The organism is Tissierella sp. (assembly GCF_052089545.1).
Taxonomy (GTDB): Bacteria; Bacillota; Clostridia; order Tissierellales; family Tissierellaceae; genus Tissierella_A.
Genome location: NZ_JBQDAA010000043.1, coordinates 1 through 14,307, shown reverse-complemented (window position 1 = coordinate 14,307; position 14,307 = coordinate 1). Strand labels below are relative to the sequence as shown.

Below are 14,307 nucleotides of genomic sequence, written 5' to 3'. Positions count from 1 at the left end.
AACAGATCCTGATAAAATAACTTGGTATGATAGAACCTTATTGGAATGGGGAGAGCCTGATAAGAAAAAGAAAAAATAAAATGACTTAAAAGAAAAATATTGAAAAGAAAGGAGCATATTTTTGGATTATTTAATAGGCTCATTGTATGAAATTATACTATTCATTTTTATTACTATAATATGGATATGTGTAAGAGTAAGAAATAAATCTAAAGGATTATTTGCGTTTGATTTGTTGTATTCATTTTTTGTATTTTTACTGTTAGCTTATACTTTAAATAAATGGTCTCTATTTAATTATAAGCCTGTATTAGAATATATTAGTACTGTTAGAATACTTATAGAAATATTAGCCATACTTTTATTATCAATATTATTATTGTATATAATTATTGGCTTTTTTGGGAAAAGGTATTCTTTAAGGGTAGACAATTTCAATATTGGCGGAATCAATATTTTATTTGATAAATCCAATGAGATTTATAAAAAAACAGTAGGAAACTTTATAGCTTCTAAAAGAACTCTATTCAACTTTAATAAAAAAAGAGATAATATTTCCCAAGTCCTAGATGCTTATTATTCAACTTATAAACTTAAACTTCGCAGTTGTAAAATAGCTTATGAACCTTGAAAATTCAATATTATTTGACAAATAAATAGCACGAAACCTCAGTTTTTGGTATAATTTAATCACCACAAAAAACTATCAAAAACGGAGGCTCATGCTATGAAAATTATAACACAAAACTACGAAAATGATAAGAAAGTATCTTCTTCAATTATAAACTTTTTAAAAAAGTATAAGGTTTCATCAATTCTTAAGGATTCAAATGCATATAAAACTAAGGGAATACCTGTAATCACATTGTTTCAGTATTTGTTCAGTTTAATATTTGCAAATAGATCCATGTATATGAATATGTTAACAGGAAAACACAACGAAAGCTTTGCCAAGGATACAGTATATAGATTTTTAAATTCCACATCTATTAACTGGATGAACTTTACATCACTTTTGTCTGCAAAGATAGCTACATCTAGCATAACCAAATTAACTGATGAAAAACGTGTAAATGTCTTGATTATTGATGATACTATGTTTGAAAGAAATAGTTCTAAAAAAGTAGAATTACTTTGTAAGGTATATGATCATGCTAAAAAAACTTACAAATACGGGTTTAGACTCCTTACTCTAGGATGGTCAGATGGAAATACTTTTCTTCCAGTAAATTCATGTCTTTTATCTTCAGCAAATAGTAAAACACGAATCAATGAAGCTAAAGATCTAGATAAAAGAAGCATTGGATTTAAAAGAAGAAAATTAGCGCAAACAAAAGCAACAGCTGTTATGCTTGATTTGATAGATGCTGCAATTAAAGCCAAAGTTCAAGCTTCCTATGTACTATTTGACACATGGTTTTGTTCACCATCTTCTCTTATTGCAATCAAGAACAAAGGACTAGATGTCATTGCAATGGCAAAGAAAACATCTAAAATGCATTATCTTTACAATGGTGTAATGATGCCTCTAACTGAAATATACAAACAAAACAAGAAACGAAGAGGTCGTTCTAAGTACCTTCTATCTGTTGAAATTACTGTTGTAAAAGATAATATTGTAATTCCAGCAAGGATAGTCTATGTTAGAAACAAACACAAAAGAAAAGACTATCTAGCTCTAATTACAACTGATATGAACATAAGTGAAGAAGAAGTAATCCGAATCTATGGAAAAAGATGGGACATTGAAGTCTTCTTCAAAGTTTGTAAATCATATCTAAAACTCAGTAAAGAGTGTAGATCTCTGTCTTTCGATGCAATGAATGCTCATATTGCAATAGTATTTACTAGATATATGATGCTAGCTGTAGAAAACAGACAAACCACGGATAATCGAACCTTAGGTGAAATCTTTTATCTGCTAAGTGATGAGTTGTCTGATATTACATGGGTAGAGGCTTTCCACATGATAATTCAGATATTCATAGAGACTTTATCTGATAAGTTATCATTAACATCTGAACAACTAGATAAACTTATGGATTCATTTTTATTAGCACTTCCAAAACAATTTAAAGGAAGCTTAGGTTTGTGTGCTTAAAAAGAAAAATAAATGTATATAGTTATTGTCAAATATTGGATTTTCAAGGTTCACAAGGTATTATCTATGTGCGAAGTTTAAGTAAATAATATAAATTTATGGGAAGGTTGATGAATAAGTATTTATGGATAAAAAATTAAATAACAAACAAAAAATAATTCAGGATTCTATACGAGTTATGTATTTAAATGGATATAATGCAACAAGTGTACAGCAATTAGTAGACGCTGCAGATATACCGAAAGGTTCCTTTTACTATTATTTTAAAACAAAAGAAGAATATGCATTCGAAGCATTAGAATACTATATGAACGATATGGGAATGGAAAGATTTTTATTATTTGAAGATGATCAGGTATTACCGTTAGATAGAATAAAGAATTTTTATCGTAGTAAAATAGATAACTTGAGAGATGAAGACTATAAGCTTGGATGTTTTCTAGGAAATCTTTCACAGGAGTTGGCAGATGTAAATATGGAATTTTCCAATATCACTGAGAAATTTTACAAACAAATTGCAAAAAGAATAGAAAAATGTATCGTCATTGCACAGGAAACCTATAACTTCAAACCAATTATTGAACCAACAGTCTTGTCCAATACTATTGTAAATAGTTGGCAAGGTGCACTAGTAAGGATGAAATCTAGTAGGGATAATACTCCTTTAGATGAATTTTATTATGTGCTAGAAGAGGTATTTCTTAAAAACAAGTAAACATGTATTAAAAATAATAAATTAAAGAAATGAGATCATGGAAAATAAATTAACCATATAATCTACGATGTTAATATAGGAGATAATATAAAAGTTATATTTAGATAAGGAGGTAATTTAATGGAAACATTTAATGATTTTAAGAATTCATTTTCTTATGGGAAACGGAATAATCTCAATTTTAAATTTATGTCCAAGATGACAGATGACGAAGCGGCTAATTTTATTGAAGAGTTACTTACTCTATCAGGAGGGTCCATTTGGAATTTCAGATATGACTCAGCAGGAAGCCATTAATAGGATAGGAGAATTTATTAAAGAAAAACCAACCCTTTCTTTTATTCCTAAGGATACTCCAGTCGACAAACTATACGTTCGTCATGGTGGATACGATATAAGTGAACTTGTTAAAATAGTTATAAAGATAAAAGTAGTATCTTTGATTAGTGATTATATGATGAAATTAAACAGCTCTTAACAATACTATTTAAAAATTAAAGTTCTGAATTCATCTATGAAATTTCCTACTGATATAAACATAATCTATAGGAAAAAACTAGCTATTAAAAAAAGTTATAAGCATAGGATTAAATTATCTATAATGATATAATAAATAGAAAATGAAATTTTAGAGTAAATATAAATAGAAGTATCATATTAGTGGAGGGGTATTATGAAAGCAAATTTTAAATTATTAAATTCTGCATATAAACATATTGCAGGACAAAAATTAGATAATTATGATGATAATTTAAGTATGAATGTATTAAAAAATGAGGAATTTGGATTACAACTATTAATAGATGCTAAAGAGGAATTTGTTACTGTCATAGATAATTATATGGATATCCCTTGGAAAGGTTTAATAGATAAAGTAAGAGTTAATATAAGTGCAAAATCAGTTGATGATAATACAGAATTAAGTGAATATTTTAAGTTAAACCTCGTAGATTATGTAATGGATGATGAAAAGAATCTTGTAGCAGATAAGCTTATGAATTCAAAAAACATGCTTTCCATAGACGATAATCAATTAATATATATTACAGGAAAACTACCAAAATCATTTGATGGTAGGGAGATCGAAGCTACAATACAAGCATATCATTCAAAGGGATATGACTGTGAAAGCTTAATATTTGAAAAAAAACTTAAAATAAAAGTATCAGAGTTCATATTACCAGAGATTAAGGATTCTGATTTTTTTATGGACCTATGGCAACATCCATGCAATTGGGCAAGAATATATGATGTGCCTTATTATGGTGACGAGCATATGGAAATCATTGACAATTACATGGAAGGGATGTCTAAGATTGGGCAAAGAGTCTGTGATCTTATAATATCTGACTATCCATGGGCTGGGCAGCAATGCTTTAGAGTAGAAGAAAATCATATGAATCTCTTTGAGTTAAATATTGTCAAAGTTATAAAGAATAAGTTAGGCAATATATTATGTGATTTTAGTGCTATGGATAAATATATAGAAATTGCTAGAAAGCATAATATGCTTGATGAAATAAACATTTTCGGAATAATTGGAAATTGGGATGCATTTAAATTTGGTAATCCTTTAGAAGATTATAAAGATCCTATAAGAATTAGCTACTTTGATGAAAAAACTAAAACATTTAAATATATTTCAAACAAAGAAGAATTGAGAGTATACATTTCCCTTGTATTTAACCATTTAAAAGAGCTTGGAGTATGGGATAGAACATTGATTATGAGTGATGAACCTAACAATGTAGAATTATTTAGAGCTGGTGAGAGACTGTTAAAAGAAGCAAATAATGGTGAGAATATTGATATTAAATGTGCAATCCATGATCAAGAGTTTTTAGAGGGATATGGTAAAAATATAAGATCAGTATCATTAAATACATGTGAACTTGTAAAAAATAAATCAAAAATAGATAAATTAAAGCAAAAAATGAGTAAAAAGGGAGGGAAAACTACTTGGTTTTCATGTTGCTTTCCACAACAATTAAATATATTTTTAAAATCACCTTTAATTGAATCTAGATTAATAGGTTGGTTCACATATTATATGGATTTAGAAGGATTTTTGAGATGGGCATATGGTATTTGGCCAGGTGACATTATGAGAGATGCTAGCTATAAAAAAGAGAAGTGGGCAGCTGGAGATATGTACTTTGTTTACCCAGGAAAGAATGGTAAGCCAATGGAATCTATAAGGCTTAAAAACCTAATATATGGAATTCAAGATTGGATGATTTTAAAATTAGCAGAAAAAAACATAGGTAGAGAAACCATTTTAGAAGAAGTTGAAAAATTGCTTGGTAATAAAGAAGATATGAAGTTTGTACCAGAAAGAGAAGTAGAGATGTTTCATAGCTTAGACTATTTAAGTTATATAAAAATAAGAGACTGGCTTATAGATAATTTATAAGAGATAAAGGAGTATGACATGACAGAAATAAAAAGAGTTTCTGATTGTATCGTTAATATGGATGAAGACGGGATTATTGAAGCAATAGATAATGCTATTAAAAATGGAATTTCAATAGATGATATTTATGAAAAAGGTTTAAGTGATGGAATGCTAAAAGTCACAGAGCTTTTTGAAAACAAAGAATACTATATTCCAGAAGTTATAGTATGTGCTGACACTTTAAAAAAAGGAATAGAATATCTTAGAACTAAAGGTGGAGAAAAACATTCACATGGACCTAAAGTAATGATAGCAGTAGTAGAAGGTGATCATCATGAAATAGGAAAAAACATAGTAAAGATAATGTTAGAGTCTGCTAACTTTCAAGTAATTGATTTAGGACTTAATGTAAGAGCTAAAGAAATCGTAAAAAAAGCTATTGAAGAAGATGTAGATGTTATAGGTCTATCTACTATGATGACTACAACTATGGGTGCTATGAAAGAAGTAGTAGATTTGCTCAACAAAGAAGAGTGTTTGAAAAAAAGACTGCCTAAAGTAATAATAGGTGGGGGATGTATAAGCCAAAAATATGCAGATGAAATAGACTGTGATGGATATGCTAGAAATGCAGTAGAAGGAGTAACACTTATAAGGAAATTAATGAGAGGTGATAACTATTAAGAACTGGAGAGATATGACTTTACTAGAATATGTAAATAGTGAAAATAGAAGGTTTTTTTTAGCTGATATGGGGACAAATGGGCTTGAACTAGTAGGATATACTGCATATGAAGTTTATGAAGACCCAAAGAAACAACTAGAATTAGCTAAGAAAATGGATGAAGTATTTGAATCTGACTTTTCATATTCACTTTGTGATGGAGCAATATGCTCTGAAGCCTTGGGAATAAAACTATTAAAACCAAAATATGACTTTCCAAGCGTTATAGAACATCCTATAAAAACCTTAGAAGATGTAAGAAAATTAGAAGTACCAGATCCATATAAAACAGGTAGAATGCCAGTAAATCTTGAGAGTTTAAGGCTAATTGCAAATAATATAGACAAGCCCTTGTATGTATCTATACAAGGACCATTTACATTAGCAATACAAATAGCTGGAGCTACACACCTTTTAAAATCAATTATTACAAATAGAGAATATGTAGAAGCATTGCTAGATTTTACAAAAGAAACTATAAAGGCATATACGAGGGCTGTAAATGATGTAGGGGCTAAATATATACAAATAGCAGAACCAGGAGCTATAACCTTAAGCCCAGCTGATTTTGAAAAATACGTAGTTCCAAGAAATAAAGAAATACTTGATAATCTTGATAGCTGGAAGGGAATGCATATATGTGGAGATACTACAGAACTCTTAGATCTAATGATTAAGTGCAATATAGATGGTATAAGCCTTGATCAGATTTTAGATTATAAAGTAGTAGCACCAAAGATTCCTGATGATATAGTATTGATTGGAAATTTAGATCCAATAGAGCTTGTAGGTCGAGGCACAAGAGAAGAAATAAAAAAGGCAACTGTTCAATTGAAAAAAGATATGGAGCCTTATGATAACTATCTTTGTGCATTAGGATGTAATTGTTTAAATGATACACCAGTTGAAAATCTTCAAGAAGCTATATCTACAGCGAGAACATAGGATAGTAAATATTCTATAAAAAACAAAAAATAAAGGAGAGTTTAGGATGAAAAAAATATTAGTATTGTTATTAGTTTTAGCGATGTCAGTAAGTCTATTAGTAGGATGTAGCAACGAAGGTGCAGATAAGGATTCCACAACAAAAGTAGCATATGTAACAATGGATGTTACTAGCCCTTATTTCATATCTATGATAAATGGAATGAAAGAAAAAGCAGAAGAACTTGGTTTTGAACTTACAATCCATGATGGGAAATATGAAGCACAACCACAAATTGATGCAATTGAAACACTTATAGTACAAGATGTAGATGTAATTATTCTTAGCGCAAATGACCCAACAGCATTGCAACCATCTGTAGATAAAGCAAAAGAAGCTGGGATAAAAGTTATCGCAGCAAATGTAGAAATGGAAAATACTGATGCATATGTAAGCTTAATAGAAAAAGAATATGGTTTTACAGGCGGAGAAATAGCTGGAAAATATATAGCAGAAAATATGAATGGTGAAGCTAAAGTTGCAGTATTAGCATTTACTCAAGTACCAGCAGTTATCCAGAGAACAGAAGGTTTAAAAGAAGGTATATTAAAACATGCTCCTAATGCTGAATTTGTAGCAGAAGTAGAAGCAAATAATAGAGAAACAGGACTTAAAGCCATAGAAAACATACTTCAAGTAAATCCAGATTTAAATGCAGTAGTTGGAGTAAGTGATGATGCTGTACTTGGAGGATATGAGGCCATGATGGCTGCTCAAAGAGTAGGAGATGATGTAGTTCTAGTAGGATTAGATGCAGTAGAAGAAGCAGTTAATAAAATAAAAGAAGATGGAATCTATAGAGGAACTGTAGATATAGATCCATTTGGTAGTGGAAAAATAATTATTGAAACAGCAAAGAAAATAGTTGATGGAGAAACTATAAAAGAAATGATTAAATTTCCAATGATACAAGTAACAAAAGAAAACATATCAGACTATTAATATAATAATATAATAATATAATAAAAACAACACTATATTTCAAATATAGTGTTGAAAATTTTGATAAAGAGGTAGACTATGAATTCAATATTGAGTTTAAAAAATGTTTCAAAAAACTATTCAGGTGTTCTTGCTCTAGACAATATAGATTTAGATATTTATAAGGGCAGAATACACGCTATTGTAGGAGCAAATGGTGCAGGAAAATCTACACTAATTAAGATTATAACAGGTGCTGTTAGACCTACTAGAGGAGAAATATTTTTAAGAAACTTTAAGATAAAAGATAATAATCCAAGAATGAGTCTAGGGAATGGCATAAGTGCAGTATATCAAGAATTAAATCTTATTCCGGAATTAACAGTATATGAAAATATATTTTATGGACAAGAGATAAAAAAGAAATGGGATTTAGATAGAAAAAAAATGATAGAAAAATCTATAGAGATTTTAAATAGTATTGGTATCACTATGGATGTAAATAAAAAAATAAAAGACCTAGGCATTGGAAGTAGGCAGACTATTGAGATAGCAAAAGCTCTTATGCATCAATCTGATATAGTTTTATTTGATGAACCTACAGCATCTTTAACAGAAGAAGAAGCTAATAAGCTTCATGAAGTAATTTTCACTCTCAAAGAAAATGGAATAGCAGTTATTTACGTATCTCATAAGTTAGATGAAGTATTTAAAATATCAGATACTATAACAGTGTTTTGTGATGGAAAACATGTCAATACAAAACATAAGGAGAATGAATGGTACACAATAGATGATGTAATTGAAGATATGGTAGGAAAAGATATTTTAAAAAGCAATCAAGAAACTTCCAGTGTAGTAGATAAAAGCATTAAGGTGTTAGAATTAAAAAATGTAAATACAAACAATGTACATGATATAAATCTAGAGCTATATAAGGGAGAGATTTTATCAATATCAGGTCTATTAGGCTCAAAAAGGACAGAAGTCTTAAATGCCATATTTGGAATAGATAAACTGAAAAAAGGAGAAATTATTGTTAAAGGCAAACAAGTAAATATCAAGAGTCCAATTGATGCGATAAAAAATAAGATTGGTTTTATAACAGAAGATAGAAAAGATACTGGTCTATTTATGGATCTTTCTTTACGAGAAAATACAAGCATAGTATTTTTGAAAAAATTTATTAAAAATCTTTCTATAAATAAAATGCTAGAGACACAAGAAGTAGAAAAAAACTTAGCTTCATTAGAAGTAAAATATTCAAAGATTTCACAAAAGGCTAAAGAATTGAGTGGAGGAAATCAACAAAAGATAGCTATAGGCAAATGGCTCATAAATGATTTAGATATAATAATAATGGATGAGCCAACTAGAGGTGTAGACGTAGGTGCTAAAGAAGATATATACAGAATAATGTTTCAATTAGCAAGAGCAGGTAAATCTCTACTTATAGTATCTTCTGAATCAGAGGAAATCATTAAACTTTCAGATAGAACTCTAGTTATGAGTCAAGGTAAAATAGTATCTGAATATAAGAAAGGTGAAATCACATCAGAAAAAATTTTAAGAGATTCTGCAAAGTTTATTAAAATGAATGGAGATAGTCATGAATAATAAAAAGATAAAAGAAACAATATTTAGATATGGTACTGTAATATTTTTTATAGGACTTCTAATATTTTTCTCAATTAAAAATCCTAAATTTATGTCTTTTGCCAATATTACAAATATACTAAGACAAATATCAGTAATTGGAATAGCTACAGTTGGTATGACCATGATAATTATAACAGGAGGAATAGATCTTTCTATTGGTTCTACCATAGCTCTTACATCAGTGATAATGGCTAAGCTTCTTGTAAGCGGAATAGGAATTATACCAGCAATCCTTATAACTCTTCTAGCAGGAGCAGTACTTGGAATGATTAATGCTCTATTAATCAATAAGATAAACATTCCCCCACTTATAGCAACATTAGGTACAGTTACTATCTATAGAGGTATAGCCTATATTATAACAGGTGGAATGTCTGTATATGGATTTCCAGAATCTTTTAGATTTATTGGTCAGGGATATATAGGAATATTGCCAGCACCTGTATTAATACAAATAATGGTTTACGGAATTGGTTTTTTTATATTGTATAAAACAGCTATGGGAAGACATATATATGGAATAGGGAGCAATGAGGGAGCATCATATCTATCAGGTATAAATGTAAAAAAAGTTAAATACTTTGTATATACAATTTCAGGAATTCTTGGAGCTGTAGCTGGCATTGTAACACTATCAAGGATAAATAGTGGACTGCCAAATACAGCTACTGGTTTTGAACTAGATGTAGTAACAGCTGTGGTTCTAGGCGGAATAAGTGTAAAGGGTGGAGAAGGACATCTAGCAGGATCAATTATTGGTTGCCTTATTATAGGAGTCCTAGCTAATGGAATGATTTTTCTAGATATAGAAGAATATTATCAGATGCTAGTAAAAGGGATTGTTCTTATTGGGGCATTAGGTATAGACATCAATATGAAAAGAAACAATAAGGAGACAATTTATGAGTAAAATCATATTATCTAAGCATCAAAACATGGAAGATTTCAAACAAGATATAATAGAAAAAATGAATAGCAAAAGAAATACACTTAATACATTTCTAGGATATAGATCCAGGAAAATACCGCCAATTATAAATCGAAAAATAGAAGAAGAAACAAAAACTATTGAAAATTATCTAGATATGGAATATGAATACAAGGTATTTGAAAAAGATGGAAAATATTTTGCATATGTAATATATACAGTTGGAAATAAAATTGAAAATCTAATAGAGTCATATACTAAGAATGCAGAATCAATTAGAGCATTGATAATGGATAAGTTATCAATAGTAGCTCTTGATTGCATTCAGGAACTTATATTAGAGCAAATACAAGAAGAAAAAGACCTCTATGCATCAAAGGAAATTTCACCAGGAAATAAAAACTTTCCATTAGAGAATCAGAAAAAAATCTTAGGAATTATGGATAATATAGAAAAAATTAGTGTAAATGAATATTATCAACTTTTTCCTGTAAAATCTGTTGCATTAAAGTTTGAACTTTCAAATCAGAAAAAGATATATTCTAGATGTGAAGATTGTGAGAATCCTTGTGAATTGCATAAAAAAACTGAAGATGTATACAAAGAGATGTATCATAGAGATAGAGAAACATTTCATAAAAATATCTTAGAAAACTCACCATCTCCATATGAAGAAATGTATAAAATCTTAAAAGAGATATCTAAAGATACATTATCTAAATATAAAGAAGAAGGTATTTCAGAAAGCATATACTATGAAACAATGAGTGATATAGATCTATGGGCAGAAGAATACAAAAAGAAAAATGGAGTCTTAGGAATCAAAGAGTATAAATGGGTAGAAAAATCTATAGATATGAAAGTATTTAAGTTGGGTAGACTACAATTTGAAATAGTAGAAGATGAACAAACTAAAAAGTATCTTGAATCTATAGGAATCCATGATGATATCATGATATTAAATACACATATTCAAGCAGGAGAACCACTCGAATTTGAATTATGTCAAGAATCTTATAAAAAGGCAGTAGAATTTTTTATGAGTAGAGATAAAGAAAAGAGAAGAATAGTATTTGTTTGTGATTCTTGGTTATTGAATCCAAAGCTTCAAATATTACTCTCAGAAGAAAGTAATATAGTAAAATTTCAGAAGCAATACAAGATTATATCAGAAGATATAGATGATAGACAGATGGAAAAAAGACTATTTAATACCTTAGAAGAATGTCCAAAAGATTATAATGCAGTAACTACTTTACAAAAAAAAATAAAAGCAGCATTAATTAATGGAGAAAAATTTGGAACAGCAAAAGGAATAAACATGAAAGAGCAGAAGAGATGATCTCTTATGTATAACAAGGGTTTCTCATTTTGAGTATGATTATCAAAATGAGAAACCCTTGTTTTATGCATATACTATTGTACTGTCGTGGTTAAAATCAAATACATACATTCTCAATTTGACAAGTATCTTATAACAGCCTTATTTGAATGTTGGAAATTAGACAACTTGAATTGGCACAAAATTTGCAATATTAGGATGGTCAGATGGAAATACTTTTCTTCCAGTAAATTCATGTCTTTTATCTTCAGCAAATAGTAAAACACGAATCAATGAAGCTAAAGATCTAGATAAAAGAAGCATTGGATTTAAAAGAAGAAAATTAGCGCAAACAAAAGCAACAGCTGTTATGCTTGATTTGATAGATGCTGCAATTAAAGCCAAAGTTCAAGCTTCCTATGTACTATTTGACACATGGTTTTGTTCACCATCTTCTCTTATTGCAATCAAGAACAAAGGACTAGATGTCATTGCAATGGCAAAGAAAACATCTAAAATGCATTATCTTTACAATGGTGTAATGATGCCTCTAACTGAAATATACAAACAAAACAAGAAACGAAGAGGTCGTTCTAAGTACCTTCTATCTGTTGAAATTACTGTTGTAAAAGATAATATTGTAATTCCAGCAAGGATAGTCTATGTTAGAAACAAACACAAAAGAAAAGACTATCTAGCTCTAATTACAACTGATATGAACATAAGTGAAGAAGAAGTAATCCGAATCTATGGAAAAAGATGGGACATTGAAGTCTTCTTCAAAGTTTGTAAATCATATCTAAAACTCAGTAAAGAGTGTAGATCTCTGTCTTTCGATGCAATGAATGCTCATATTGCAATAGTATTTACTAGATATATGATGCTAGCTGTAGAAAACAGACAAACCACGGATAATCGAACCTTAGGTGAAATCTTTTATCTGCTAAGTGATGAGTTGTCTGATATTACATGGGTAGAGGCTTTCCACATGATAATTCAGATATTCATAGAGACTTTATCTGATAAGTTATCATTAACATCTGAACAACTAGATAAACTTATGGATTCATTTTTATTAGCACTTCCAAAACAATTTAAAGGAAGCTTAGGTTTGTGTGCTTAAAAAGAAAAATAAATGTATATAGTTATTGTCAAATATTGGATTTTCAAGGTTCACAAGGTATTATCTATGTGCGAAGTTTAAATTATAAACATATAAAAGATAATCTTGAACTTTTAGATCCTGAAAAAGATAAAGAAATATATGATTTATCTACTGAAATATTACAGAAGTTAAATCATTTTCTTAGTAAACACCAAAGCGATTATAGACGTTGGTTTGATTATATAATTAATAAGGATTGTATTAAAATTTCAGATGACCAAAATATAATCGTTCATGAAACAACTATTGAGTTGGTTCAAGAAAACTATTATAGATATGAAGAAATTATACGCGACATAAAGAATCTTAATTGTTATTTTAATAGCGATAATATAAAAGAAAAATTTAACATAAAGAAATTTGATTGGAGTGAAGAGAAAGATGCATAAAACTTTTATTAGTTACCATCATGCAAGAGATCAAGATTTAAAAGACAAAATAATAGAAAAAGGTGTTGAAGGTGGCGAGTTTATTGATAAATCTGTTGCCGAAGGAGATATAAATCCTAATTCATCAGAAGAAACAATAATGAGGACAATTCGAGAAGATTTTATCGGAGATTCAACAGTAGTAATAGTACTTATAGGAGAAGAAACTTCGCAAAGACCATATATAAATTCGGAAATTCAAGCAGCCCTTTGGGGAAATAGAAAAGGTTTAATTGGTATTGTTAGAGATGAACTATTTGATAAAGTTTATAGTGAGACAGTGTGCAGTGGAAATAATTGTAATTGTGGATTGACTTTAAAATCACCAACATATGAATTTAATAATAAAGTACCTTTTTTGGTTCGAAGAAATAATGCTATATTAGAAGATAACAAATCAACCAGTCCTCATTATAATGATTCAGAGGCATATTGTTCAATCTATAAATTTTCGACTTTTTTTAATAATATGGAAAAATATATTGATGAAGCATTTGATAAACGGAATAAAAATTTCAATATTAAAGTAAAGAATGAAAGTGGAGTAAAAACAATCAGCAATCCTTATGGTTTTTAAGGATAATACTTACTAAAGTAAAATCTAATAAACTTTTAAAACTATATAATAATTAATCTTCAAAAGACAGAGTTCAAAAAAAACTCTGTCTTTTGAATTTATAATTGAAATTTAATAGTATTAAGCTATTATTTTTTTGTAAAAAGATATAGTTTATCCTGTATACAAGGTTTACAAGATTTACACTGTATACATTGTGCACAGGATTTACATGATAAAAGATGTATCAGAAGATGTAACAGAAGAATAGTGAATACTACCCTTTTTACCTTGATTAACAAATCAATCCAGTATATACTCTATTTATAAGTGAATGGTACCTTTTAATATACAAATTAGGGTGTTAAACACAAATAGGCTTAAAATTGGAGGTTTTAAGATGGCTAAA

The 14,307-nt window shown here is 29.0% G+C and carries 15 protein-coding genes; all 15 read left to right on the top strand.

Annotated features, from left to right (window positions below):
* Window positions 1-121: 121 nt before the first annotated feature.
* The 15 genes from ACTHW2_RS05055 to ACTHW2_RS04985 all read left to right on the top strand — a co-directional run bounded on the left by ACTHW2_RS05055 (window position 122) and on the right by ACTHW2_RS04985 (window position 13,919).
* Window positions 122-631 carry a hypothetical protein gene (locus tag ACTHW2_RS05055; protein ID WP_442262806.1) on the top strand — a complete coding sequence of 170 codons (510 nt, stop codon included), beginning with the start codon at window positions 122-124 and terminating at the stop codon, window positions 629-631.
* A gap of 96 nt (window positions 632-727) precedes the next feature.
* Window positions 728-2,101, top strand: a complete 1,374-nt coding sequence (locus ACTHW2_RS05050) for an IS4 family transposase (RefSeq protein WP_442262804.1) — start codon at window positions 728-730, stop codon at window positions 2,099-2,101.
* A 124-nt stretch (window positions 2,102-2,225) separates the two neighbouring features.
* Complete coding sequence (locus ACTHW2_RS05045) at window positions 2,226-2,816, top strand: TetR family transcriptional regulator C-terminal domain-containing protein (RefSeq protein ID WP_442262803.1); 591 nt, start codon at window positions 2,226-2,228, stop codon at window positions 2,814-2,816.
* 120 nt (window positions 2,817-2,936) lie between these two features.
* Entirely contained in the window at window positions 2,937-3,113 is a 177-nt protein-coding gene (locus tag ACTHW2_RS05040) for a hypothetical protein (RefSeq protein WP_442262802.1), read from the top strand.
* Window positions 3,091-3,294 carry a hypothetical protein gene (locus tag ACTHW2_RS05035; RefSeq protein WP_442262801.1) on the top strand — a complete coding sequence of 68 codons (204 nt, stop codon included), beginning with the start codon at window positions 3,091-3,093 and terminating at the stop codon, window positions 3,292-3,294. The genes ACTHW2_RS05040 and ACTHW2_RS05035 overlap by 23 nt, the downstream gene beginning before the upstream one ends.
* A gap of 195 nt (window positions 3,295-3,489) precedes the next feature.
* Entirely contained in the window at window positions 3,490-5,229 is a 1,740-nt protein-coding gene (locus tag ACTHW2_RS05030) for a DUF4091 domain-containing protein (RefSeq protein ID WP_442262800.1), read from the top strand.
* 18 nt (window positions 5,230-5,247) lie between these two features.
* Window positions 5,248-5,895, top strand: a complete 648-nt coding sequence (locus ACTHW2_RS05025; RefSeq protein WP_442262799.1) for a cobalamin B12-binding domain-containing protein — start codon at window positions 5,248-5,250, stop codon at window positions 5,893-5,895.
* Window positions 5,882-6,880: a uroporphyrinogen decarboxylase family protein gene (locus ACTHW2_RS05020; RefSeq protein WP_442262797.1), complete on the top strand. Its 999-nt coding sequence runs from the start codon at window positions 5,882-5,884 to the stop codon at window positions 6,878-6,880. The genes ACTHW2_RS05025 and ACTHW2_RS05020 overlap by 14 nt, the downstream gene beginning before the upstream one ends.
* Window positions 6,881-6,926: 46 nt before the next feature.
* Window positions 6,927-7,862 carry a sugar ABC transporter substrate-binding protein gene (locus tag ACTHW2_RS05015; protein WP_442262795.1) on the top strand — a complete coding sequence of 312 codons (936 nt, stop codon included), beginning with the start codon at window positions 6,927-6,929 and terminating at the stop codon, window positions 7,860-7,862.
* Window positions 7,863-7,940: 78 nt separating this feature from the next.
* Window positions 7,941-9,458, top strand: a complete 1,518-nt coding sequence (locus tag ACTHW2_RS05010) for a sugar ABC transporter ATP-binding protein (protein ID WP_442262793.1) — start codon at window positions 7,941-7,943, stop codon at window positions 9,456-9,458.
* On the top strand, window positions 9,451-10,410 hold the full coding sequence (locus ACTHW2_RS05005; protein WP_442262791.1) for an ABC transporter permease: 960 nt from the start codon (window positions 9,451-9,453) through the stop codon (window positions 10,408-10,410). Before ACTHW2_RS05010 ends, ACTHW2_RS05005 begins: the two co-directional genes overlap by 8 nt.
* Entirely contained in the window at window positions 10,403-11,770 is a 1,368-nt protein-coding gene (locus tag ACTHW2_RS05000; RefSeq protein ID WP_442262790.1) for an acyltransferase domain-containing protein, read from the top strand. Before ACTHW2_RS05005 ends, ACTHW2_RS05000 begins: the two co-directional genes overlap by 8 nt.
* A 172-nt stretch (window positions 11,771-11,942) precedes the next feature.
* The gene (locus ACTHW2_RS04995; protein ID WP_442262808.1) at window positions 11,943-12,872 is read left to right on the top strand and encodes an IS4 family transposase; all 930 of its coding nucleotides are present in this window, start codon (window positions 11,943-11,945) and stop codon (window positions 12,870-12,872) included.
* Window positions 12,863-13,303 carry a hypothetical protein gene (locus tag ACTHW2_RS04990; RefSeq protein WP_442262788.1) on the top strand — a complete coding sequence of 147 codons (441 nt, stop codon included), beginning with the start codon at window positions 12,863-12,865 and terminating at the stop codon, window positions 13,301-13,303. The genes ACTHW2_RS04995 and ACTHW2_RS04990 overlap by 10 nt, the downstream gene beginning before the upstream one ends.
* A complete protein-coding gene (locus ACTHW2_RS04985) occupies window positions 13,296-13,919 on the top strand; it encodes a TIR domain-containing protein (RefSeq protein ID WP_442262786.1) in 624 nt (207 codons plus the stop codon). Before ACTHW2_RS04990 ends, ACTHW2_RS04985 begins: the two co-directional genes overlap by 8 nt.
* Window positions 13,920-14,307: the final 388 nt, after the last annotated feature.